This is a genomic window from Ruegeria sp. AG6, assembly GCF_056541565.1.
Genome location: NZ_JBQFYQ010000002.1, coordinates 132005 through 153018 on the forward strand (window position 1 = coordinate 132005; position 21014 = coordinate 153018).

Annotated in this window: 24 protein-coding genes; 6 read left to right on the plus strand and 18 right to left on the minus strand. The window is 57.5% G+C overall.

Translation table 11 applies throughout. The features are described from left to right. The 7 genes from ACR0I0_RS07835 to ACR0I0_RS07865 are packed head-to-tail and all read right to left on the minus strand — an operon-like array spanning nucleotide 1 to nucleotide 5174. Nucleotides 1-597: an ABC transporter ATP-binding protein gene (locus tag ACR0I0_RS07835; protein ID WP_171637170.1), complete on the minus strand. Its 597-nt coding sequence runs from the start codon at nucleotides 595-597 to the stop codon at nucleotides 1-3. Continuing rightward, nucleotides 594-1343 carry an ABC transporter permease gene (locus ACR0I0_RS07840; protein ID WP_171637172.1) on the minus strand — a complete coding sequence of 250 codons (750 nt, stop codon included), beginning with the start codon at nucleotides 1341-1343 and terminating at the stop codon, nucleotides 594-596. The genes ACR0I0_RS07835 and ACR0I0_RS07840 overlap by 4 nt, the downstream gene beginning before the upstream one ends. Before the next feature lie 6 nt (nucleotides 1344-1349). Further along, nucleotides 1350-2315: an ABC transporter substrate-binding protein gene (locus ACR0I0_RS07845; RefSeq protein ID WP_480490858.1), complete on the minus strand. Its 966-nt coding sequence runs from the start codon at nucleotides 2313-2315 to the stop codon at nucleotides 1350-1352. Between the two features lie 20 nt (nucleotides 2316-2335). Next, nucleotides 2336-2584 carry a PepSY domain-containing protein gene (locus tag ACR0I0_RS07850; RefSeq protein ID WP_171637177.1) on the minus strand — a complete coding sequence of 83 codons (249 nt, stop codon included), beginning with the start codon at nucleotides 2582-2584 and terminating at the stop codon, nucleotides 2336-2338. Nucleotides 2585-2599: 15 nt separating this feature from the next. Beyond that, the gene (locus tag ACR0I0_RS07855; RefSeq protein ID WP_171170174.1) at nucleotides 2600-3037 is read right to left on the minus strand and encodes a cupredoxin domain-containing protein; all 438 of its coding nucleotides are present in this window, start codon (nucleotides 3035-3037) and stop codon (nucleotides 2600-2602) included. A 19-nt stretch (nucleotides 3038-3056) separates the two neighbouring features. Next, complete coding sequence (locus ACR0I0_RS07860; protein ID WP_480490860.1) at nucleotides 3057-4028, minus strand: YVTN family beta-propeller repeat protein; 972 nt, start codon at nucleotides 4026-4028, stop codon at nucleotides 3057-3059. 12 nt (nucleotides 4029-4040) lie between these two features. After that, the gene (locus ACR0I0_RS07865; RefSeq protein WP_480491066.1) at nucleotides 4041-5174 is read right to left on the minus strand and encodes an ABC transporter substrate-binding protein; all 1134 of its coding nucleotides are present in this window, start codon (nucleotides 5172-5174) and stop codon (nucleotides 4041-4043) included. Between the two features lie 366 nt (nucleotides 5175-5540). On the opposite strand from ACR0I0_RS07865, the gene ACR0I0_RS07870 reads away from it, so the two are divergent. Genes ACR0I0_RS07870 through ACR0I0_RS07880 form a run of 3 tightly spaced genes read left to right on the plus strand, consistent with a single transcriptional unit; the run spans nucleotide 5541 to nucleotide 7826 of the window. Next, nucleotides 5541-6080, plus strand: a complete 540-nt coding sequence (locus ACR0I0_RS07870) for an SRPBCC family protein (RefSeq protein ID WP_480490862.1) — start codon at nucleotides 5541-5543, stop codon at nucleotides 6078-6080. Further along, entirely contained in the window at nucleotides 6067-7011 is a 945-nt protein-coding gene (locus tag ACR0I0_RS07875) for a YncE family protein (RefSeq protein ID WP_480490864.1), read from the plus strand. Before ACR0I0_RS07870 ends, ACR0I0_RS07875 begins: the two co-directional genes overlap by 14 nt. Next, nucleotides 7008-7826 carry a quinoprotein dehydrogenase-associated SoxYZ-like carrier gene (locus tag ACR0I0_RS07880; protein ID WP_171637180.1) on the plus strand — a complete coding sequence of 273 codons (819 nt, stop codon included), beginning with the start codon at nucleotides 7008-7010 and terminating at the stop codon, nucleotides 7824-7826. Before ACR0I0_RS07875 ends, ACR0I0_RS07880 begins: the two co-directional genes overlap by 4 nt. Before the next feature lies 1 nt (nucleotide 7827). Here the strand turns inward: ACR0I0_RS07880 and ACR0I0_RS07885 are convergent, their stop codons facing one another. The 7 genes from ACR0I0_RS07885 to ACR0I0_RS07915 all read right to left on the minus strand — a co-directional run bounded on the left by ACR0I0_RS07885 (nucleotide 7828) and on the right by ACR0I0_RS07915 (nucleotide 14074). Next, nucleotides 7828-8382 (minus strand): PQQ-dependent catabolism-associated CXXCW motif protein, encoded by a 555-nt coding sequence (locus tag ACR0I0_RS07885; protein ID WP_480490866.1) that lies wholly within the window; start codon nucleotides 8380-8382, stop codon nucleotides 7828-7830. Beyond that, complete coding sequence (locus ACR0I0_RS07890; protein WP_480490867.1) at nucleotides 8379-9221, minus strand: substrate-binding domain-containing protein; 843 nt, start codon at nucleotides 9219-9221, stop codon at nucleotides 8379-8381. Before ACR0I0_RS07890 ends, ACR0I0_RS07885 begins: the two co-directional genes overlap by 4 nt. Then, nucleotides 9205-9708 (minus strand): c-type cytochrome, methanol metabolism-related, encoded by a 504-nt coding sequence (locus ACR0I0_RS07895; protein WP_171637183.1) that lies wholly within the window; start codon nucleotides 9706-9708, stop codon nucleotides 9205-9207. Before ACR0I0_RS07895 ends, ACR0I0_RS07890 begins: the two co-directional genes overlap by 17 nt. A 69-nt stretch (nucleotides 9709-9777) precedes the next feature. Further along, nucleotides 9778-11580 (minus strand): lanthanide-dependent methanol dehydrogenase XoxF5, encoded by a 1803-nt coding sequence (gene xoxF5, locus ACR0I0_RS07900; protein WP_171637184.1) that lies wholly within the window; start codon nucleotides 11578-11580, stop codon nucleotides 9778-9780. 134 nt (nucleotides 11581-11714) lie between these two features. Then, entirely contained in the window at nucleotides 11715-12104 is a 390-nt protein-coding gene (locus ACR0I0_RS07905; protein WP_480490869.1) for a c-type cytochrome, read from the minus strand. Between the two features lie 22 nt (nucleotides 12105-12126). Then, nucleotides 12127-12960: an S-formylglutathione hydrolase gene (fghA, locus tag ACR0I0_RS07910; protein WP_216598307.1), complete on the minus strand. Its 834-nt coding sequence runs from the start codon at nucleotides 12958-12960 to the stop codon at nucleotides 12127-12129. Between the two features lies 1 nt (nucleotide 12961). Next, nucleotides 12962-14074, minus strand: a complete 1113-nt coding sequence (locus ACR0I0_RS07915) for an S-(hydroxymethyl)glutathione dehydrogenase/class III alcohol dehydrogenase (protein WP_171637187.1) — start codon at nucleotides 14072-14074, stop codon at nucleotides 12962-12964. 165 nt (nucleotides 14075-14239) lie between these two features. Here ACR0I0_RS07915 and ACR0I0_RS07920 point away from each other — a divergent pair, with 165 nt between their 5' ends. Together ACR0I0_RS07920 and ACR0I0_RS07925 are read left to right on the plus strand one after the other, a co-directional pair. Then, the gene (locus ACR0I0_RS07920) at nucleotides 14240-14854 is read left to right on the plus strand and encodes a hypothetical protein (RefSeq protein ID WP_171637189.1); all 615 of its coding nucleotides are present in this window, start codon (nucleotides 14240-14242) and stop codon (nucleotides 14852-14854) included. A gap of 30 nt (nucleotides 14855-14884) precedes the next feature. Continuing rightward, nucleotides 14885-15664 (plus strand): pentapeptide repeat-containing protein, encoded by a 780-nt coding sequence (locus tag ACR0I0_RS07925; RefSeq protein ID WP_480490870.1) that lies wholly within the window; start codon nucleotides 14885-14887, stop codon nucleotides 15662-15664. A gap of 5 nt (nucleotides 15665-15669) precedes the next feature. Here ACR0I0_RS07925 and ACR0I0_RS07930 read toward each other — a convergent pair whose 3' ends face one another. After that, complete coding sequence (locus ACR0I0_RS07930; RefSeq protein ID WP_480490871.1) at nucleotides 15670-16701, minus strand: quinoprotein relay system zinc metallohydrolase 2; 1032 nt, start codon at nucleotides 16699-16701, stop codon at nucleotides 15670-15672. Nucleotides 16702-16823: 122 nt separating this feature from the next. Between ACR0I0_RS07930 and ACR0I0_RS07935 the strand changes: the two genes are divergently transcribed. After that, entirely contained in the window at nucleotides 16824-17636 is an 813-nt protein-coding gene (locus tag ACR0I0_RS07935; RefSeq protein ID WP_171637193.1) for a quinoprotein dehydrogenase-associated SoxYZ-like carrier, read from the plus strand. 15 nt (nucleotides 17637-17651) lie between these two features. On the opposite strand, the gene ACR0I0_RS07940 is transcribed toward ACR0I0_RS07935, so the two are convergent. The 3 genes from ACR0I0_RS07940 to ACR0I0_RS07950 are packed head-to-tail and all read right to left on the minus strand — an operon-like array spanning nucleotide 17652 to nucleotide 21013. Then, complete coding sequence (locus tag ACR0I0_RS07940) at nucleotides 17652-18005, minus strand: hypothetical protein (protein WP_171637237.1); 354 nt, start codon at nucleotides 18003-18005, stop codon at nucleotides 17652-17654. 32 nt (nucleotides 18006-18037) lie between these two features. Continuing rightward, entirely contained in the window at nucleotides 18038-18712 is a 675-nt protein-coding gene (locus tag ACR0I0_RS07945; RefSeq protein WP_480490873.1) for a hypothetical protein, read from the minus strand. A 45-nt stretch (nucleotides 18713-18757) separates the two neighbouring features. Then, nucleotides 18758-21013 carry a hybrid sensor histidine kinase/response regulator gene (locus ACR0I0_RS07950; protein ID WP_171723922.1) on the minus strand — a complete coding sequence of 752 codons (2256 nt, stop codon included), beginning with the start codon at nucleotides 21011-21013 and terminating at the stop codon, nucleotides 18758-18760. Between the last annotated feature and the right edge of the window lies 1 nt (nucleotide 21014).

Below are 21014 nucleotides of genomic sequence, written 5' to 3' on the forward strand. Positions count from 1 at the left end.
CTAACCAAGAACCGCACCGCTGGGCCCGGGTACCAGGGTCAGGATCCGGTCGGAAAGCCGCCGTGCTTCGGGTTTGGAATGCGTCACGAACAGGGTCGCCGGGCGATGCCGCGTGATGAGGTCCTCGGTCAGAGTCAGCATCGTCTCGGCCGTTTCGGTATCCAGTGATACAAAAGGCTCGTCCATAATCAGAAATTCAGGCTGCCCGGCAAAGGCGCGCGCCAGAGAAAGCCGGCGCTGCTGACCCAATGACAATTGACCGGGAAACAAATCCCCCTTTCCGTCCAGGCCGACGTCTGACAGCGCGGCGTCAATGTCAGCCTTCGACAGGTCACCATGGATCAGGGCGAGATTATCGAAAGCCGAACGCCATGGCAGCAAAGTGGGTTCCTGAAACACAATGGCAAGCCGATCCGGCCGCACGATTTGGCCTTCGAAATCCGGGTCAATGCCTGCCACCAATCGCAGCAGCGTCGTCTTTCCGATGCCCGATGGTCCGGTCAGCGCGACCGTTTCCCCAGCGGCGATGTCAAATGCAATGGGGCCCAGAACGGCGTGGTGTTCAAAGCGCTTCCTTTGGATGTCAATTCGGATCATGCAGTTCTCCACCGTCGAGCATTGCGCTCCAAAGGTTGAAGAACCAGCCATTCGACAACCAGCATGACAGCAATGAACGAAAACGCGTAGACCAGCACCATTGCCACATCGAACAGCTGAAAATACAAATGGATCTGAAACCCGACACCGGATGAGCGCCCAAGAAACTCGACCACGAGGACGATTTTCCAGATCAGAGAAAGCCCGGACCGTGCGGCAGCTGCGATAAACGGGGCAAGCTGCGGCAGGATCACATGGCGCTGTCGCCTTTGCCACGGCATCCGGTAGACCCGTGCCAACGCATCCAGATCCGGGCTCAGCGCCCGGCCGCCCTCTCGGAGGATCGTTGCGACATTGGGGATTTTGTTCAGCGTAACCGCCGTGATCGCCGCAGCCTCGGTCAATCCGATCCAGAGGTAGCACAGCACGATCAGAACCAGCGCGGGCAGGTTCAGGAAGACAACCAGCCATGGATCAAGCCAGCGGTTCAGCGCATCCGACCGCCCCATGGCCAGGCCAATGATCGTTCCCAATGTCATCGCCAGCACGAAGGCCCAGATCACGCGGGACAGGGTCGCGCCAAGGCTGCGCAGCAACTCTCCTGACGCAAGCTCTTGATGAAACCTGGGGATCAGGTCCCAGGGTTGCGGCAGTATCTGAGGGTCTGCGGTCAGCGACGCCGCAACAATCCACAAGGCCACAAGGCCTGCGATAGACAAAAGCGGCGTGAGGCGCGCGTTTTGCATCTGATCCTATTCCACGTCAGCAAAAAGACCCTGTGGCACTGTCGTCGCAGCGCCCACCAGTTCAGCCCCGCCCAATTCGGCCATAAGTTCCAGCATCCTGTTGGCCGCGACCGCATCTACCGGGCGGCGATCGGGAATACCGGCGATCCAATCGAGCTTGAGTTGTTCAAACTGTGCATCGGACTTGACGTTCATCCGCGGTCTGATCGCCTCCCATGCCTTGGGCGAATTGGCCAGCAGGTCCTTGGCGTCGCGGCTGGCGGCAAACAGGCTTTGCGCAAGGTCGGGGTGTTCGTTCAGAAAACTCTCTTTCAGGTAATAGCCCAGCAAGGGCGTATTGGTGTCGAGCCCCAAGGCCTGCCCGGCATCCTCAACCGAGATCAGTTCTTTCATGCCGGACGCTTTCATCTTGGCCAGGAAATGCCAGAAATTGATCGCCCCGGCATAATCGCCGTTCAAAGCAGATTTGAAGATCAGAGGCGGCGCACCGAACACCTGTTCGGTGTCGGCTTTCAAGTCCATCCCGTATTTCTTTGCTGCATAGGCGCGCAGGATCAGCCAGGATTTATCCAGCGGTCCACCCGCGATGCCGATCTTGCCGCCCGACAGGTCCTTCAAACTGGTTGCCGGGCTGTCAGCGGGCACAACCACCCCGCCCACGGCTTTGGAATAAGGGATGAACACATAGTCCTTGCCGGCAGCCCTTTGACGCGCAACCCAAATCCAGTCGGCAACTGCCAAATCAGCCTCATCCCCCTCGACCGCGATACGCGTCGCGCCATTGTCGGCAAACGGTTGAACATCAAGGACAAAGCCATGTTTCCGATCCAGACCGTTCCGGCGAATGGTCTCAAGCTCCCAATTCACCGTTCCGATCTTGAGTACGGCCGCGCGAATGGTCGGCAGGGTCTCGGCGGCCAAAGCCCCCGAACTGAGTGCAAATGCAAGGCCCGCGGCAAGAAGTTTGAACATGACCCGATCCCGTTTAATCGCTATTCCGCCTTTCGGCTGATTTCATTCAAGTCTTTGTCCAGTTTGATGTCGAACTGGTTGCCGCCCTTGCAGATGACATCGTCCAGATCATAACCATCATCTTCAACCTCGATGTCATCCGGGTCCATCTGACACTCGACAGAGACAAGATAGGCCTCGATCTTTGCCACCGTTTCGGCGTCAATGTCGTCGGCGAAAGCCGGGGCCGCCAGAAGCCCGACGGTTATCAACATTCCAAATCTTTTCATGACGTTATCTCTCCGTTACTGAATACTCACCGTAATGCGTTGCGTGTCACCGGTGGAACCGGGGATGCGAATTTCATGACTGCCGGGTTTGATCGCGATAAACGACAATTCGGCGACGCCGGCCTTGTCAAACTCGATGCTGTCCACCGCCATAGGACGGATCTCGATCTTGTTGATCACGATCTCATTCATCCAGATCGCGCGAAAGAAAGACGGCCCCTCGATGGCCAATTCCGCCGAACCGTCAGCGGTGATCTCAAGCTTGTAATACGCGCCGGATTGCAGAACCACGTCCTCACCCAACGGTTGCCCCGAAGCAAGCGTCAGCTTGATGGTTTCCCCGCGGTTGCATTTCGCCAGAAGCCCGGCAAATCCCAGATCATCGCAAAGAGGTGCCGCCGATATCGGCCCACCGAGCGCCGCGACCATGGCCGCGATCATAAGTTTCTTCATTCCTGTCCCTCCCAGAACTTCAGTCAATGGTCACCACACCCCAGGGCTGTTGCCCGACCTGCACCGATTTGATCGCCTTTTCAGAGGCGACATCGATGATGGTGATGTCGTTTGAATTGCCATTCGTGGTCAGCAGATATTTTTCGTCCGGTGTGAAGTCCAACTGCCAGACCCGCTGCCCCACCAAGATATAGTCCAGCACTTCAAGACTTTGCGCGTCAACGACGGCAACCCGGTTTGCGGGCCCCAAAGCAACGAACAGGCGTTTGCCATCCGATGTCACCTCGGCACCGACAGGCTGCAACCATTCCGGCTGCACGCCCGCTACTTCGAAGCTGATCTTGCCGACAACCGTCGGCGTTCCGTCTTCTGCAATATCCATGACCGTGACGGTTCCGCCGATTTCCGATGTCACGAACAGGCGCTTTCCATCCGCTGTATACTGGGCATAGCGCGGGCGCTGGTCGACCAGGACATTATGCTTGATAGAATAATCCTCGGTGGAAATGAAATGCGCCATGTTGGTGGTCTCGGACGTATTGACCACGAACTTGGCGTCGGGGCTGATCCCCATGCCCTCGGGCTCGACGCCGACCGGAACCTCGGCCAGAATGGTGCGGGTTTCAGTGTCCGTGACCGTCACCAGGTTGTCGTCCTCATTGGCGATATAGAGCCGCTTGCCCGAGGGTTCGAGAATGAAAAGCTCGGGGTCCGGACCAGAGGGCAAACTGGGAAGTTCCTCATAGGTCTCTGTATCAAATACTCGGATAATATTGTCATCCGAGGCACAGACATACAGCGTGCCGCCATCCGGACTAACGGTGATCCCGCGCGGTCGGTTGCCGCCTGGAAATTCGGTGATCACCTCCCAGGTTTCGGTATCAACCACGGTAATCGTATTGCCCCGCTCGTTCGAGACAAAAGCCTTGCCCGCAAACACGGGACCCGCGGTCAGCGCAGCACAGGCAACAGTCAACAAAAGTCGTTTCATCAATACCTCCGGTTACTCAAATGCGTGACAGCTGGATTCCGCCCGATCCAATCCCATCGTATCGAGCGGTGAGACCTGGTGCAGAAACCCCTCTTGCGGACTGACGCTGACAGTGATCGACCCGTCATACAGAAGGATCGGCTGACGCAACTGCCCGTTCCATTCGCGGAATGTCACTTTCTGTCCTTTGAATGCGGCAAGCTCAAACTCGTCCGACAGAGCATAATCCCGAACACCTTCGGGCTCTGCCGTACTGGCGCGGGTCACGGCCTCGCCGATCACGCGCAGTGCAAGCCAAGTGTTGTAGTCTTCGGGGCGGACATAACGGCCTGTCAGATCCTCGAAACGGGTCTGGAACTGGGTCGCGCCCCATGCCTCATGCGCGCCGTGAAACGTCGTCGGACGCAAGCCGCTTGACCCCATCACCGGGCGCGGAGTCCAAAGGTGATAGGACAGATAGCGCGCGAAATAATCAGTTTCGTCTGCGGCAATCACAACGTCATGGTCTCGCGCATCTTGCGTGTCCAATGGCAATTGGCGCTGAACAAGGACATGACCGGAATCCGTTCTACGAGATCCCCCGGTATCCGCAAAGGTTCGATCTTCTGCAATCTTCGCGCCAAACTTTTTGGCTGCGCGGCGATACACGTCCGCAAGCTGGACATCCTCGGGGTTGGATCCCGCCAACAGGAACCAGTCGCCCCATTTCTTCCAGACGGCAAACTGTGCAACCGCATCGGCCTTCATGGCGCGGGACGGGGCGATATGAAGCAGGTTGCCCCGGCAGTTTGCGTCGCGAAGATCGACATCAGGTGCAGACACGTTGAAAACAAGCGCCCCGGACTCTGCCGCCTTGTCTGTCAGGCGCAACATGTCAGGCGCTTTGGCCAAAAGGACGATCAGGCGCACGCCTCCGGCAAGGATCTGGTCCATTGCGGCATCAGCTTCTTCCGGCGGAACGGCCATCGTGATGGTCTCGTAGGTATGTCCCAGAAATCCGCCCGTGGTTCCGTTATCCTCATCCCCAAGCGCGGCACCGGCAAACCCCAGGTCGTCCGGTTTCAGATCATATCGCGAGATCGGCAGAAGCGACGGATAGTCGATCCGCAGCACCGCAGCCTTCACATCCAGCGCCGCGGCGGTCATCGCGGATGCACACCAAAGAAGCGCCGCAAGCAGCGGCAGCAGGCGAGTATTCAAGATGTCCTCCCGTTGCCTGAAAGTCAGAGTTCAGATTGAAACACCCGGAGCATAGCGCCCCGAAAAACGGAACCGATACTTTTGGCCGTGTTGTAAAACAAAGCCTATCAGCTTCATCATTGAGCTCGATTCTTATTTTATAAGAATGCGCGTATACGTTTGATCTTGCTGCGGTTTCCCGCGACACCCGCCGATTTTTCAGGGGGTGTGACGGGTGACTGGCGAGGTGCGCCCGGCCGTCAGGTCTGACAGAAGAAACGCCGCGAGCGCGCAGCGTCTGCCAACGCTCTGCGCATTCAGGGAGGACATGGAATGCATCGACGATTTCTTCTTGCCGCAACCGCCGCTCTGCTGGTTCCGGGTCTGGTTTGGGCCCACGGGCCGACCCGGCAGAAAGTCACGCTGACTGCCGAGGTCGCAGCCTCACCAGAGGAAGTCTGGGCCGTTGTCGGGAACTTTGATGACATGTCGTGGCATCCGGCTGTGTTTGCGACCGAAGGAAACGGCGGCAACGAGGTCGATGCGACCCGATTGCTGACACTTGGCCAGGAAGGCGGTCCGACGATCAATGAAATTCTGTACAAGTACAGCGCGGAAAAAATGAGCTACTCCTACCGGATCACCGAGGTCGCGGTAGAGGTGCTGCCTGTCACCAACTATTCGTCGCATCTGACGGTAAAACCGCGCGACGGAGGTGGTTCGATCATCGAATGGCGCGGTGCCTTCTATCGCGGGTATCCAAACAACGATCCTCCGGCCGAGTTGAATGACGAAGCCGCCATTGCCGCCGTGACCGGCGTCTATCGGGCAGGTCTCGACGCGTTGATCGAGCGGTTCGGTGCGGCAAGTTAGCCAACTGCTGATGTTGTTTTTGGCGCTCTCTGGCAGCCCGACACTGGCACAGACAGCATTCATCACCTGTCAGAACGGTGAGGAACTAAGCCGGATGGATCTTGCGCGGATGCAGGAAACGGCCCGCTGGCCCCTTCCTGGCAAGCCTGCGGGTGTGGCGGTTGGTCTGGATGAGACGCTGTTCACCGTGTCCCCGGACAGCAAGATGGTCAGGCGTTTGTCTGCCGAGACCGGTGAAACGATCGCACAAGTTACGCTTGAAGGAGGGCCGATTGGAATCGCACTGGATCAGGATCGCGGGCGGGTTTTCGTCTCGGACTGGTACAACGCCCGACTGTGGGTGCTGGACAGTGAAACTCTGAAAGTTCAATCCGAGTTGCCCACCGGAGCCGCCCCGGCGGGTATTGCGATGTCGAAAGACGGGCGTTTTCTGGCGTCGGCCGACAAGGACGCGGACCAGGTGTCGGTTTTCGATGCCGACACTCTTCAGCCTCTGCACCGCAGCCCGGTTGGATCACGCCCCTTCGGGCTGCGTTTTGACCCGGATGGGCGTCTGTTCGTCGGCAATGTCGGCAGCAATGATGTCACCGTGGTCGATGCGGAAACCGGCGCCGTTCTCGCAACGGTCCCGGTCGGGGAACGCCCGTACGGTATCGCTTTCGCCCACGGCCGGGCGTTCGTCACGAACCAATATGCCAATACGCTCAGCGTCATATCTCTGGAGACGCTCGAACATGAGGGCGTGGTTGATGTTGGAGAATACCCCGAAGGCATTGATGCGACGGCGGGCGAAGATCTTCTGGTCATCGCAAACTGGTTCGACAACACCGTCAGCATCGTGGACCCGCAGGCACTGTCGGTGGTAGAAACTATGGAAACCTGTGATGGGCCCCGTGCCTTTGGCAGGTTCCTGCAAGGAGGACGACCATGAAAGTTTCTCATCTGATTGCAGTCCTGTTCTGTGTGCTGGCGGCTCCGGTTTGGGCATCCAACGAGGCATGGGAAAATGTCCGAGCGATGTTGTATGGCGACCGACTGATGCAAAACGGAGATGCGTTCATCGCGATTGATGCCCCCTATCGCACGCCCGATGATGCGCGGGCTCAACTGGCGGCTCAGGTTGCGGCCCCTCAGGGGACGAAAGTGGCCAAGGTGACGTTGGTGCTGGACGAAAACCCGATGCCGGTTTCTGCCGTGTTCGAGTTGGAAGAACCATTGCCGGGTTTCTACTTCGACGTGACCATGCGCGTGAACGGCCCGACCCCGATGCATGTCATCGCCGAAACCACGGATGGCCGCCTTTGGGTATCGGAAACTTTCGTCAAAACCTCGGGCCTTGGCGCTTGCGCGGCACCTCCCGGAACTGATCCGGAACTGGCGTTGGCAAACCTTGGAACGATGGAGGCCGAACTGGTGGGCCGCGTCCCTGCGTTGAACACGCGGGCACGATTGTCCAGCCTGGGGGCGAACCGGGCCAACAAGATGGATCTGAACATTGATCACCCGTCGCATTCCGGAATGCAGATGGATCAGATTTCCCTGCTGTTCATCCCGATGCGATATGTAGAGACCGTGGATATCGATCTTGATGGCGCGGGGTATGTCCAGATGACGGGGTCGATTTCACTGTCCGAAAACCCAAGGGTCGGCATTTCCGTTCCAAGCAGGGCGCAAGCGGTTGACGTGACCATGACGGATACGGACGGCACGGTCAGTCACTTACACAAAAAACTGGCGGGTTTTTAGATCAGCCGCCTCCGGCAACGGGCTGGCCCGGGGCTGGCTTTACCCGTTCCAGCGGATAGCCCCACAAGGCCCAGCCGTCGGTACCTTCCGGGAACCAATAGACTTTGGTGTATCCCCATTCGATTGCGCGTCGGGCGGCATTCCAGCTCATCCAGCAATCTTCTAGACAAAAGAACACGAGACCGTGGTTGATATCGCCATCGGTGCTGGCCTCTAGACCGGTACGAAAATAGTCTGTCGTAACATCGGCAATTGCGCCGTAGCCGACATTGGGCAACCACAGTGATCCCGGAATGCTGTCGCGCGGCTTGTCGCGCCAGATCGTGCCTTCAGGCAGATTGGCCGGTTTGGGAGGCTGCGGCAAAACGTCGATGAACGCGACGCTTTGTTCCTGCCATAGGCCGTACGCCTCTTCCGGGCCGATGACCGTCCCGCCGGTTATCTGATCCGGCACCGGCGCGCGGTAGTGGTCCATGCGATAATCACTTGGTTCGGGTACTGTCTGCGCTATTGCGGCAGTCGAGATCAACGCAATTGCCACCGTTGCCCGCATCATTGCGACAGGTCCAGAACCTCTGTCCCCAGATCATTCACCAAGGGAACACCGGCCTCGGCCAATAACGAATTGATCCCGCCCTGGTTACGCCGGATCAGGGAATTCAGCTGTCTTTGCCATACCTTCTCACCCTGCCGCACGCCCATGGTGATGCGATAGAACAGGCGCGGTGGCAGCTCTTCCTTGACCAGCGGGATCACCTTGAAATCAGGATAGTCTGCCTTGACCAGTGGTCCGCCCAGCGGACCCCAAAGAATGGCCGCATCGATCTCACCTGTTTGCAGGTCATCCAGCATGTCGATGGCCGGGCTTTCCACACGTCGGTCAACGAAGAGGTTATAAGGCTTGGCTTGCCCGATCAGCCCGTTCCGCGCCATATGAGCCGCGGGTGGTGTACCCGCCACGATCCCGATCCGTTTCCCTTTGAGCAGGGGATCTTTCAGCCTGTCCACCTGGGCCAGATCACTGTCCATCGGCACGATCAGCGCATAGGCGGACGTGTAGTAGTGGTTGGTGTTCTGCACCAGCTCATGACCTTGCGCATAACCGATCACCACATCGCAACGTTTGGCGGCCAGCGTGTTCCGTATGAAGCCCGTTGCCTGCGGAAACCAGACATATTGCACGGGCAATTCCAGCTTTGCGGCAATCAATTCGGCCAGTTTGTTTTCAAATCCCGATCCATCCTCGGATGACATGGGATAGTTGGCTGGATCCGCACAGACGCGAAAAGCCGTTCTTGAAACCAGGTCAGACGTCTGCGCCGACACGGGCACTGCCTGACAAAGCCAGACGCAAAGTCCGAAAATCGGCAGGTAGGCCTTAGCCCATACACGCATCTTCATCCTCGCGGATCACGTCGGATTTCGCCTCTTTCTTGGGCGGGCGGCCACGCGGGATCGCGCCCGATCCATGAGCCTTCAAGTATACATAGATGTCATCCAGAAAGCACATCACATTCGGGTTGTCGCCAAATCCCGGCATTACCGAGTTTTCAGCGGCGTTCACCACCTGGCGGCCATTGGTGACGACATCAACGAAGTCGTAATAATCCATTTCCAACGCAGACTCCTTCAGAGCCGGCGCATAGGTCGAGCCCTCGCCATCCGGGCCGTGACAGACATGGCATTCCGCGTGATAGCGCCGGAAGCCCGAAAATGTCATCCAGTCCACGGTTCCATCCTCGGCCACGTTGAATGTCGGGATATCGTCTTCGGTGTAATACCGTCCATCTTCGGAATACGCGACTGCCAGATTGTCAGCGATCGCGGCAACAGGAAGGCACAATGCAAGAATTGAAGCCAGAAGACGTACAGAATGGTTCATGGAACGCTCGTTTCTTTTCAAGTGAATACCGGCGCGGCCCGATTGAACCGCGCCGGCCAGATCTTTGGCTTAGTTCGGCAATGCGAACACGGTCAGCTGACCGCCCAGCGCGGTATAGTCGCTGAGTGCGGCATAGCCACCCACGGCGCCCAGACCGTCATTCGGGTTGGTCAAACCAGCCGCCAGACCGATACCGGCCCAGCCACCGACACCGGACAGGATGCCGATATACTGCTTGCCACCTTGCTCGTACGTCATCACGTTGCCGATGATGCCAGAGGGCGTTTTGAACTTGTACAGTTCTTCACCTGTTTCTGCATGAACAGCCTTCAGATACCCTTCGAGCGTTCCATAGAAGACAACGTCACCCGCTGTCGCCAGCGCACCCGACCAGACCGAGAACTGCTCTGGCAGTGACCACTTGATGCTTCCATCAGTGTTGTCCCAGGCAATGAAGTTGCCCATGCCACCATGGCTGTCTGGTGCCGGATACATCGCCAGAGTTGCACCCACATAGGGCTGACCAGCGGTATAGGACACGCGGAACGGCTCATAATCCATGCAGACATGGTTGGTTGGCACATACATCAACTGAGTCTTCGGCGAATAGGCCGCAGGCTGTTGGTCCTTGGTGCCCAAAGCCGCCGGGCAGATACCGGTCGAGTTCACGTCCTCGCCGTTCTGTTCCGTCGAATACTGCGCAACCACGGCCGGGCGGCCATAGGTTTCGCTGTTGGGATCCATGTCGACGCCAGTTGTCCAGTTCACAACCGGGTCGAATTTTTCGGCCACCAGCAGCTCGCCCGTCACGCGGTCCATGGTGTAACCAAGACCGTTGCGGTCGAAATGGGTCAGCAACTTGCGCTGCTCGCCATCAATTTCCTGTTCCGTAAGGATCATTTCATTGATGCCGTCATAGTCCCATTCATCATGCGGCGTCATCTGGTAGAACCATCTTGCAACGCCGGTGTCGATGTCACGCGCCATGATGGTCATCGACCAGCGGTTGTCGCCCGGACGCTGCGCCGGGTTCCAGGTCGACGGGTTCCCGGTGCCATAGTACATCAGGTTCTCGTCCAGATCCGCGGAATACCAGCCCCATGTGGTGCCGCCGCCGATCTTCCACTGATCGCCTTCCCAGGTGTTTGTACCCGAGTCCGCGCCAACCGGCTTACCCAGATGGGTGGTCTTTTCCGGATCAACAAGAATGTCCGAATCCGGCCCCATGGAATAGGCCCGCCAGACCTGCTCGCCCGAGTTCATATCATAGGCCGTAACAGACCCGCGCACACCGAATTCGCCCCCCGAGATACCGACGATGACCTTGTCCTTGATTGGCAACACCGTGGCCGTGTTGGTTTCACCAATCGCCGGGTCGCCATTCTGGACTTCCCAGACGACATCGCCGGACTTGGCATCAAGCGCCACAACCTTGGTGTCGGCCTGATGCAGGAAGATCTTGCCATCCGCATAAGCCACACCGCGGTTCACCGTGTCACAGCACATGACCGGAATCACGTCCGGATCTTGCTTGGGCTCATACTTCCAGACGATTTTGCCCTCATTTGCCAGATCCAGAGCATAGACAATGTTCGGGAACGGCGTGTGGACATACATCATGTCACCAATCACCAGCGGTGAACCCTCGTGCCCGCGCAGAACACCGGTCGAGAAGGTCCACGCCACTTGCAGATCACCTACATTGTCTGCGTTGATCTGATCCAGTTCGGAATAGCGCTGATTTTTGTAGTCACCCGTCTGGATCGCCCATTGTTTTGCGTTCTCCATCTGGGCAACCAGGTCGTCATTTGCATAGGCCGTGGTGGCCAGTGCAATGGCAATCCCGGAGGTCCAAAGCGATAGATTTTTCATTCAATCTCCTCCCTTTCGTGCAGCGATCTCTCTCTGCATTGCAACACCTCACCCAGGTCGGATTACGGTGTCTGTTGATGCTCGCCCCGACCGACGGTTTTCCGGTCGCTTAGGTGGGAGAGCAATGCGATCTCCTACGACCCGCTGTCCTCAAAGGTCGCAAGATATGCTATGATGTTGGCCCGATCGTCCTCTTTTCGCAGCCCGGCGAAGGTCATCTTGATCCCCTTCGCGTAGTCGCGCGGTTTCGTCAGAAACGCGTCCAGTTCTTCGGGTGTCCAAACCAGCCCTTCTTCGGACAGCGAAATCAACACCGGTGAATAGCCAAATCCTTCTACGGTTGCGGCCTGACGTCCAACAATGCCGTTCAGCATCGGCCCCACCTTGTTTTCAGCCCCCTCGCCCACCGCATGGCAGGCCTTGCACTTGCGAAAGACTTTCTCACCCGCTTCGGGGTCGCCTTCGGCACTTGCGAAGGCGGGGGAAAACATGAGGCAGGTTGCTGCGAATACCGTTCTGATCACTATCAATCTTTCCTTGCTATTTTCATTGGCTGAGACGTTCCGCGTGCCATTCGACATGGTCGCGCGCAAAACTGTTCACGAAGAAATACGAATGGTCATACCCTTCCTGAATTCTGATCTGTCCGGGCTGGCGGCGCTTTGCCATCATGTTGGCCAACGCTTCGGGTTTGAGCAGATCAAGGAACTGATCATCCGCGCCCTGATCGATCAGCAGGTCACCTTTCCAGCCGTGCTCTTCCAGCAGCAGGGTGGCGTCATGCGCGACCCAGGTGTTTTCGTCGTCACCCAGATAGCTGCTGAGCTGTTTACGGCCCCAATCCGACCGCGTCGGGTGCGCAATCGGCGCAAATGCCGAAAGAGACCCGAATTTGTCGGAGTTGCGTATCGCGATCGTAATCGCACCGTGCCCACCCATGGAATGGCCCGTGATCCCGTGACGATCCTGCACAGGGAAATTCTTTAGTACGATGTCGCGCAGTTCGTCGACGATGTAGTCATACATCCTGAAATGGGCCCGCCACGGGTCCCGGGTGGCGTTCACGTAAAACCCGGCCCCCTGCCCCAGATCATAGGCGTCATCATCGGCAACATTGTCACCACGCGGGGACGTATCGGGAAACACAACCGCAACACCGTAATCCGCGGCCGCCTCCTGAAATCCGCCTTTGGTCATCGCGTTTTCATGGGTGCAGGTCAGGCCGGACAAGTACCACAACACCGGCACCGGGCCGGATTTGGCCTGAGGCGGCAGGTAGACGGCAAAGGTCATCTCGCAATCACAGGTCTCGGACGCGTGGGAGTACACGGTCTGCTCCCCTCCGAAACTGCGGTTTTGCGAGATGGTTTTCAAACCCATGTCAGTACTCCACGACCGCGCGGATCGATTTACCCTGGTGCATCAGGTCAAAGCCGTGGTTGATTTCATCAAGCGTCAGCTTGTGCGTGATCATTGGGTCGATCTCGATCTTCCCGGCCATGTACCAATCCACGATCTTCGGAACATCCGTCCGGCCCTTGGCACCGCCGAACGCGGTTCCGCGCCATGACCGGCCGGTGACCAGCTGGAACGGACGCGTTGAAATCTCGGCGCCAGCGGGTGCCACACCGATGATGATGCTTTCACCCCAACCTTTGTGTGCGCATTCCAAAGCGGTCCGCATCACGCCGACATTGCCGGTCGCATCAAAGCTATAATCCGCACCGCCGCCGGTCAGTTCGACCAGATGCGCCACGATATCACCGCTGACGTTCGAGGGGTTCACGAAATCGGTCATACCGAAATGAGTCGCCATTTCGGCCTTGCCGTCATTCAGATCGACACCAACGATCTGATCACAGCCCGCCATGCGACAGCCCTGAATGACGTTCAGGCCGATCCCGCCCAGACCAAAGACCACGCAACGCGAACCAATTTCGACCTTGGCGGTGTTGATAACGGCCCCGATGCCGGTGGTCACGCCGCAGCCGATGTAACAAATCTTGTCAAACGGCGCATCCTTGCGCACCTTGGCCAGCGCAATCTCGGGCACCACGGTGTGATTGGCAAAAGTCGAACAGCCCATGTAGTGGTGGATCGGTGTGCCATCCAACATGCTGAACCGGGTCGTTCCATCCGGCAACAGACCGGCACCCTGAGTCGCCCGCACTTTCTGACACAGGTTTGTCTTGGGGTTCAGGCAATATTCGCATTCGCGGCACTCGGGTGTGTACAGCGGTATCACGTGATCGCCGACGGTTAGGCTGGTAACGCCTTCCCCGATCTCCAGAACAACCCCGGCACCCTCATGGCCCAAAATTGCAGGGAAAATCCCTTCGGGGTCATCTCCGGAACGGGTAAACTCATCCGTATGACATAGACCGGTCGCCTTGACCTCGATCAGGACTTCACCTGCTTTCGGGCCGTCCAGCTCAACCTCCATGATTTCCAGAGGTTGGCCTGCCGCCACAGCAACCGCCGCGCGTGTTCTCATCTCCGTCTGTCCTCCCATGGCACCGGAATCAACCGCAGTCCGGCAGCTTGGGTCAAGTATGGGGGCGAGCACCACGTGCAAACAATTAAGACAATGGTGTGTATTGGGTTGAATGGACTTCGCGCGCACATTTCATGCATGATGTCCGCGTGGAGGAAAGCTGTGATGTCAAACGGCAAGCTGATTGTTTTGGCGCTGGCCTGTCTGGGTGCGGCTGGCCCTGGCTTGGCTGCGGATTTCTCCGATCCAACATGGCCGTGCATTCAGCGCAAGGTCGAGGACCTGTCGCTGGGCCTCATGTGGCCGTATCAGGTTGTTGACGGCGAAACCGCTAAAAACACTGCCGACATCGACGAAATCGCCGGGCTGTTGGCCCTGAGGCGGATCGAACTGGAAGACCTTCGGCCCCAGGTTGCAGAGTTCGCCGCGCGGTACAATGGGGATCCGGATATTCTGGGTCAGGTGTTCCAGCGCGTCTTTGACACCTTGTCCAAAAGGCGCAAGCACATCATCGCGGGGATCGGAGAGTTTTCGCTCAAGCAGATCGATCTGGCAGAAAAGATTGATCTGGCCAGGGTGGAAATGGACCAAGCCCTGTCTTCCGACCCGCCCGACCATGACCGCGTTGACGCCCTGGAAGAGCAGCTGGATTGGGATCAGCTTATCTATTCTGACCGTCAACGCTCGATCACCTATCTGTGTGAAACGCCGCAAATCATCGAGCGGCGCCTGTTCGCGATTTCGCAAATGCTGCAACAATTGACCTCAGACCAGGGTTGACGCAGCGCCCTCGGGGGCAAGGAGGGACACATGAAACACGTATTGATCATCTTTCTGACGCTGTCGCCCCTCTCGGCCCTGGGCCAGTCCCCGCTCAGCGGCGTTGACATGACCCTGCCCAAAATGACCCAAGCGCAAATGACCCGCGTCGATGTCGTGGCCCAGCTTGCGGCTGCAACGGCCGACGCCCCTGCCGATTTCACCCGGGTCTGGCTGAACAATCTCGACTTGTCCGGGTTGGATTTCAGCAACGCAATCCTGCGGGCGACGTCATTGAACGGCACCAATTTGTCGGGATCCACTCTGGACGGCGCGATTCTCAGCCAATCCTGGATGATCGGCGCCAACCTTTCAGGCGCATCGCTTGTCGGGGCCGAGCTGTTCCAGACCCAGCTCAGCCGGGCGGATCTGAGCGATACGGATTTCACAAATGCCAGAACAGCCGCCGATTTTACCAAGGCCAATCTGAACCGGGCAGTATTCAAAGGGGCGGATTTTTCGGCCGACATGCGCAACCAATCCATGGGGCTTATGCGCGGTGTTCTGTCCTCGGCTCGTGGATCGGACGTGGATTTCACTGATGCGCAAATGTCCCGCGCCGATCTGGAATTTGCCAAATTGCCTAACGCCAATTTCACCAATGCCGATTTGTCGATGGCCACATTGGGCGGGGCTGACCTGTCAGGGGCCACTTTGTCCGGTGCCGATTTTACGAACGCCGATTTGACGGCGACGCGGCTGACTGATGTTCAGGGCGCAGATCAGGCCAATCTGAACGAAGCGAAAAACGTGGATCGGGCCATTCGCTGACCGGGCTATTCCCATTCGAGTTCGGTGAATGCGACCGTTGCATTGCGCGGGTTGTAGGTGTCAAACAAGTCCCAGTGCACTGCTTCTTCCTGAGCGATCGTTTCAACCGCATCCCCCAACCGCTGGCCACTGTCGATTGCTTTGCGTGTGTCGCTTTCCAGCACGTTCAAATAGCGCATCATATCCTCGGCCCCTTCAGGCCACGCCAGGATCGGCCCACCATGGCCCGGTACGATTTGGGTGACCTCAAGCCCGGTCATCTGTTTCAAGACGCGTTGCCAGCCTATCAGTTGACCATCCAATGCCGGGGTGTGCCGGTGAAATACAAGATCGCCGGTGAACATGACGCCGGTGTTTGCATCCATCACGGTCAAGTCATTCCCGGTATGTGCCCGGGGCCAGGCCCGCAGGATCAGTTTGCGCCCACCCAGATCAATCTCGTGCGTGGTTTCGACGGCGATGTCGACGGAAATCGGCCCGATGCCCACATAGGCGCTTTCGCCGATCGCGGCGCTCAGGCTTTCGACATAGTTGCCCAACCGGTCCAGCAACGCTCTCTCCAGCCCCACATGGCCAACAACCTGCGCACCTGAAAGGACCAAAGGCTCTGTACCCAATGTGTGATCGGGATGCATGTGAGTCAAAATTACGTGACTGACTGGCTTGTCCGTCTCGGCCCGAATGGCCCGCCAGACAGCCTCGCCTATCCATGGTGCCGTTCCCGTGTCAATCACTGCGACACTCTCCTGGCCAATGACAAACCCGATATTGGACACGTCGCCCAGATTGTCCGCGTCGGGTTCCGCTATCAAGCCGCGATGCACGAACAGACCCGGCGCAGCTTCTTCAAATTCCAGAGCCAGGCCAATGGGTTGGCAATAAGGCGCGCCGCTGCGCCGATCGGACAGCGGCGGAGGAGTTGATTTCAGCTTCTGCTCGCATTCAGCCTGGGATCGGGCTTCGTAACCCGGCAAAAGTTGTTCTCTGCAAGGCTCTGCCGCGACCTGCGCGCATAGCAAAATTACGGCTTCAAACATGGCAGCCCTCCGACCGGAACATTGGCACAGATCTCTGCCCGAACCACCGCGCCTTTCGTCGGCATGTATTTTCCCCGCATTTTGTGGCACATTCTTGGCCACCGGTTGCCGGAGGAGACACCATGGCCAGAGCACTAGCACCCGCAGCGATCCTTTCTCTTGCGCTGTCCCTGCCTGCATGGGCACAGCAGCCGATCAAAAATCCGCTGGTCGACAGCGAAACCTGGAAGGACCTGCAATACGATGTCGTGGGCGACGCCCAGATCGGGAACGCGGACACGCTGCTTTCGCTGGACGCCCCATACCGGGCGCATGATGCCGCAACGGTGCCGATCGTTTTGAAACAGCTTGATCCCGATGCCCAGATTTCTGCTGCCACCGTCGTGATCGACGAAAACCCGGCCCCGATCGCCGGCGTCTTCAGCTTTTCACCGGCCATGGGTCAGTTGGATTTCGAGATGCGCGTTCGCGTGAACCAATATTCAAATGTACGCGTGATCGCTGAAACGCCGGACGGGCTTCATATGACAGGCCGGTTTGTCAAAGCATCGGGCGGCTGTTCGGCACCGGCCAGCAAAGACCCAGAGGTCGCATTGGCGTCCATGGGCAAGATGAAGCTGCGCAGCTTTGGGGAAGAGGCGCAGATTTCCACATCACGCCGAGAAGCTCAGATCATGATCCGCCATCCGAACTATTCCGGCCTGCAACGCGATCAGGTGACGCAACTGTTCATCCCCGCGCATTTCATCGACCATATCGAAGTCTGGCAGGGCGATGAGTTGCTGTTCACGATGGATGGCGGCATCTCGATCTCGGAAAACCCGGCTTTCCGTTTTGCCTACAATGACAACGGCTCGACCATGTTGACGGTCAAGGCAACGGATACCGAGGGCAACACGTTCGAAAAAGACCTGCCCAAAGCAGCGGCCAGCTGACGGACGGGCCTGCGTTTATCGGAAACAGACAACCTCGGCTTCTGCCTGCGCCCGGCGCAGGTCAGCCACCATGTTTTCGGCCAGTACCGCGCTTTTGAAAAACGCCATACGCTCTCCCCCGACCCGACGCATAGACAGAACAGTTTCCGCCTGTTCATAATGCTCATACGGCAGGATCGAAGCGATCAAATCGATCGAGCATGAACACCTATCCAGCATCTCGCGGGTTTGACCGTTGGTGACCATACATGCAAACACGTAATCCGCGCGCGCCGCGGTCGGGTAGTCATTGAGCCGATCCGCAACGCTTTGTGCTGACGCTGCAATGGGCGCGGCCAGAATGCCCGCGACCAGGGCCGTAAAGGTCATGCGGCTGCGTTCCCGAATTTGGCCTGACGTTTTCATTCGCGACCCTCCTGCATTCCTTCAAACCGCATTTCCGATCGATAAACGGCCGTGCCGTCACGTTCGGAAACAGCTTCCGCCACAAGGCTCAGATACCAGCCCGGAACCTCTTCTGACACCGTGACGCGAAGAACTAGGTCTCCGAACCCTTGCATCCGGTCGCGGTTCGGATCCTCGGCGAAAGGACGCATGAAAATGGTCCGAACGGGGATGGTTCTGCCACCAATCGCCGCCTCGCCTTCGACGATCTCGGCAGGTTGAACCAGCGCATCCTTGATACGGTTTCGGATGTAAAACGGGCTGCCTCCGGCGGACTCGGCCATATCCCGGATGGCGCTTTCATAGAAAACCATGATCATCGGATTGCCGACGCTGGCCGGAAAAACACCCATGGCGCGGTGTTTGTCATCTTGGCGAAATTCCAGATGGGCCATCTCGTTCCCGTCATCCAAAAAACTGACAGAGATAAGACCGGTATCGCGTTCCGCCGCATCGGGTCTTAGCCGGTTTGTGACGGTACGCTGATAGATTAATTCCTTGTCACGTTCGATTGTGTCCAGAACGCCATTTTGGAACAGCAAATCATAGGCTTGCTCGGCATCAACCGATGCCGCGGAAACGGCTTTCAAACTCAGAAACAAAACGGCGATGCCGCAAAGAATCCTTCTCATAACCTGGCCCTCCCAAGGATGAGAGTATGGGCAAATCGCCCCATGTCATCGCCGACTTTTGTCGGTGTTGAGCGTTTGCGCGTGCAGGGCATTCTGTATCTTCCAAAAGATCAAGGACCGCAGCCGAGGCAGCTTGACCGGTTTCGCCATAACCGAAATTTCATGCCGCAATCCGTCTTTGCGCAACGCTTCGCTGCGATCAGCCGTGATCAGAATCGCCGGAACTTGAGTCTGCGTCATCTCTCGGATCCGGTGAATGGCCATCACGCCAGTTTCCCCATCATCCAATTGATAGTCGGCCAGAATGATATCCGGGGGCATTCCTATGTCTTTTATGAATTGCAGCGCTTCCTTCGGCGACCGAGCCGGCAGAACACTGGCGCCGTTCTGTTCCAGCCACTGGGTTGTTCCAAAAAGAACATCGCGGTCATTTTCAATCACCAGAATGATGAAATCCAACGGCACGTCGCCCGTATTGGCCAGAAGATCCAAGGGTTCGATGGTGCTTGGCCCACTTTCGACCCTGTCCATTTCTATGCTGAACACTGAACCAATGCCAGGTTTGGACCGCAGCGACAGCTTGTGACCCAACAGCCGGCAGGCGCGGTCCACGACGGACAAACCCAGTCCCATGCCGGACCCCAATGGCACGTTTTCGGCCCGAGTGAATTCCTCGAACACGCGTTCCTGGTCTTTGCGTGCGATACCGATACCCGTATCCCAGACCTGCAAAATGACCTTGTCGCCGCGCCTGCGGCACCCCACCAGAACCCGACCACCCGGTTCGGTATACTGGATGGCATTCACGACCAAATTCTGGATCGAGCGCAACAGATAGACCGGGTCGGATTTCACGATTTCCGAACACGGAACCACATCAAGCGTCACATTCTTGCTCTCGGCCACCAGCGTTTGGTCGCCCTGTATCCCTGCAATCATCGTAGCAAGGCTAACTTCTGTGGGTGAGACCGTGTCCGGGTCAGCGGTTTCAAGCCGCGATATATCCAGCAATGAGTGCAACAGTTGTTCAGCAGATCCAAACGCACCGTCCAACCGCTCCATCATCTCATGAAGCTCTGTCTCACGCGTGATCTCCAGCAGGGTCGAGATCATGAGTTTTGCGGCATTGATCGGTTGAAGCAGGTCGTGGCTGGCGGCCGCAAGAAATCGTGTCTTGGAAGAAACCGCAGCTTCGGCGCGTTCCTTTGCGATCCGCAGCGCCTCTTCCACCCGCGCTTTTTCTTCGTATTCCTGAACCAGCTTGGCGTTGGCATGGGTCAACTCTGCCGTGCGTTCCATAACCCGGTTTTCCAGGGTTTCGGTCGCGCGTGCTTCGAACGTTACGTCTTTCAGCTCGACCAGAAAACCACCATCCGGCAGCTGGTTGACCTGAATGTCCAATACGCGGTCTGATCCGTCGCGCACACGTTTGCGCAACCAGCCACGGCTTTTCAGCTCGTGTTGCCACTTGCCGATCCTGAGTTCATCATCGGCCTTGATCAGCCCACGCGCCCGCATCAGATCCAAAAGCGTTTGCACTGGCATATTTGCCTGCAAGACGGATAGCGGCAGGTTCAGTATTTCCCGGAACCGCGCATTGTGCATCATGATCTTCGTATCTGACGAAAACGTGCAAACGCCTGAGCTCATGTTTTGGAAAACCGCCTTAAGGTAGTCCTCCTGACGGTCAATAAGGGTTTCTTTCTCATCACGGTTTCTGCGAACAACGGATGTGATATCGGTCAACAGAATGACCACATTCTGAGGCGACGTGTATTGTGCGCTGAGTTGATACCAACGATCCCCACGCAGTTCGATCACGTCGCTGGACACCATCCCGGTATGGCAATTGCGCTCAAGCGCATCCAGCATTTTCGATATGCCATTATCGGACGATACGAATTCAGGACTGTTCTGCACCAACAGAAAAAACCGACCCAGGCTGAGGCCGGGCCCGACAACATCAGACATATCCGGGAAGATCGCCTGAAACAGCTCGTTGCACAGGTTCAAATCACCATCCGTGAACAGCGCAAACCCTTCTTCCATGGAAGACAGGGCCTTGACGAGGCTCTTGCGGGTTTGTTCGCGTTCGTATCTGGCGCTTTCAAGTTCGGTGGTCGCGCGTTCCAGATCGCGACTCTGCTTCATCACCTGCTGCTGCAACTCTATCGCCGATTGAAACGCCAGAAAGGCGGACGGGCCTACATCTTTCTGACGGTTGGCGCGCCGCATCAGCGCATCAATGATCTTGGCCTGTTTGGATATCTGGATCTCTGGCGGGTCGTCAGGATTAAGCATG

What these genes read in the sequence shown, in the direction of transcription:
- ACR0I0_RS07835 (WP_171637170.1), bottom strand. Translation starts at nt 597, where the DNA reads ATGATCCGAATTGACATCCAAAGGAAGCGCTTTGAACACCACGCCGTT.
- ACR0I0_RS07840 (WP_171637172.1), bottom strand. Translation starts at nt 1,343, where the DNA reads ATGCAAAACGCGCGCCTCACGCCGCTTTTGTCTATCGCAGGCCTTGTG.
- ACR0I0_RS07845 (WP_480490858.1), bottom strand. Translation starts at nt 2,315, where the DNA reads ATGTTCAAACTTCTTGCCGCGGGCCTTGCATTTGCACTCAGTTCGGGG.
- ACR0I0_RS07850 (WP_171637177.1), bottom strand. Translation starts at nt 2,584, where the DNA reads ATGAAAAGATTTGGAATGTTGATAACCGTCGGGCTTCTGGCGGCCCCG.
- ACR0I0_RS07855 (WP_171170174.1), bottom strand. Translation starts at nt 3,037, where the DNA reads ATGAAGAAACTTATGATCGCGGCCATGGTCGCGGCGCTCGGTGGGCCG.
- ACR0I0_RS07860 (WP_480490860.1), bottom strand. Translation starts at nt 4,028, where the DNA reads ATGAAACGACTTTTGTTGACTGTTGCCTGTGCTGCGCTGACCGCGGGT.
- ACR0I0_RS07865 (WP_480491066.1), bottom strand. Translation starts at nt 5,174, where the DNA reads ATGACCGCCGCGGCGCTGGATGTGAAGGCTGCGGTGCTGCGGATCGAC.
- ACR0I0_RS07870 (WP_480490862.1), top strand. Translation starts at nt 5,541, where the DNA reads ATGCATCGACGATTTCTTCTTGCCGCAACCGCCGCTCTGCTGGTTCCG.
- ACR0I0_RS07880 (WP_171637180.1), top strand. Translation starts at nt 7,008, where the DNA reads ATGAAAGTTTCTCATCTGATTGCAGTCCTGTTCTGTGTGCTGGCGGCT.
- ACR0I0_RS07885 (WP_480490866.1), bottom strand. Translation starts at nt 8,382, where the DNA reads ATGATGCGGGCAACGGTGGCAATTGCGTTGATCTCGACTGCCGCAATA.
- ACR0I0_RS07890 (WP_480490867.1), bottom strand. Translation starts at nt 9,221, where the DNA reads ATGCGTGTATGGGCTAAGGCCTACCTGCCGATTTTCGGACTTTGCGTC.
- ACR0I0_RS07895 (WP_171637183.1), bottom strand. Translation starts at nt 9,708, where the DNA reads ATGAACCATTCTGTACGTCTTCTGGCTTCAATTCTTGCATTGTGCCTT.
- xoxF5 (WP_171637184.1), bottom strand. Translation starts at nt 11,580, where the DNA reads ATGAAAAATCTATCGCTTTGGACCTCCGGGATTGCCATTGCACTGGCC.
- fghA (WP_216598307.1), bottom strand. Translation starts at nt 12,960, where the DNA reads ATGGGTTTGAAAACCATCTCGCAAAACCGCAGTTTCGGAGGGGAGCAG.
- ACR0I0_RS07915 (WP_171637187.1), bottom strand. Translation starts at nt 14,074, where the DNA reads ATGAGAACACGCGCGGCGGTTGCTGTGGCGGCAGGCCAACCTCTGGAA.
- ACR0I0_RS07920 (WP_171637189.1), top strand. Translation starts at nt 14,240, where the DNA reads ATGTCAAACGGCAAGCTGATTGTTTTGGCGCTGGCCTGTCTGGGTGCG.
- ACR0I0_RS07925 (WP_480490870.1), top strand. Translation starts at nt 14,885, where the DNA reads ATGAAACACGTATTGATCATCTTTCTGACGCTGTCGCCCCTCTCGGCC.
- ACR0I0_RS07930 (WP_480490871.1), bottom strand. Translation starts at nt 16,701, where the DNA reads ATGTTTGAAGCCGTAATTTTGCTATGCGCGCAGGTCGCGGCAGAGCCT.
- ACR0I0_RS07935 (WP_171637193.1), top strand. Translation starts at nt 16,824, where the DNA reads ATGGCCAGAGCACTAGCACCCGCAGCGATCCTTTCTCTTGCGCTGTCC.
- ACR0I0_RS07940 (WP_171637237.1), bottom strand. Translation starts at nt 18,005, where the DNA reads ATGACCTTTACGGCCCTGGTCGCGGGCATTCTGGCCGCGCCCATTGCA.
- ACR0I0_RS07945 (WP_480490873.1), bottom strand. Translation starts at nt 18,712, where the DNA reads ATGAGAAGGATTCTTTGCGGCATCGCCGTTTTGTTTCTGAGTTTGAAA.
- ACR0I0_RS07950 (WP_171723922.1), bottom strand. Translation starts at nt 21,013, where the DNA reads ATGCTTAATCCTGACGACCCGCCAGAGATCCAGATATCCAAACAGGCC.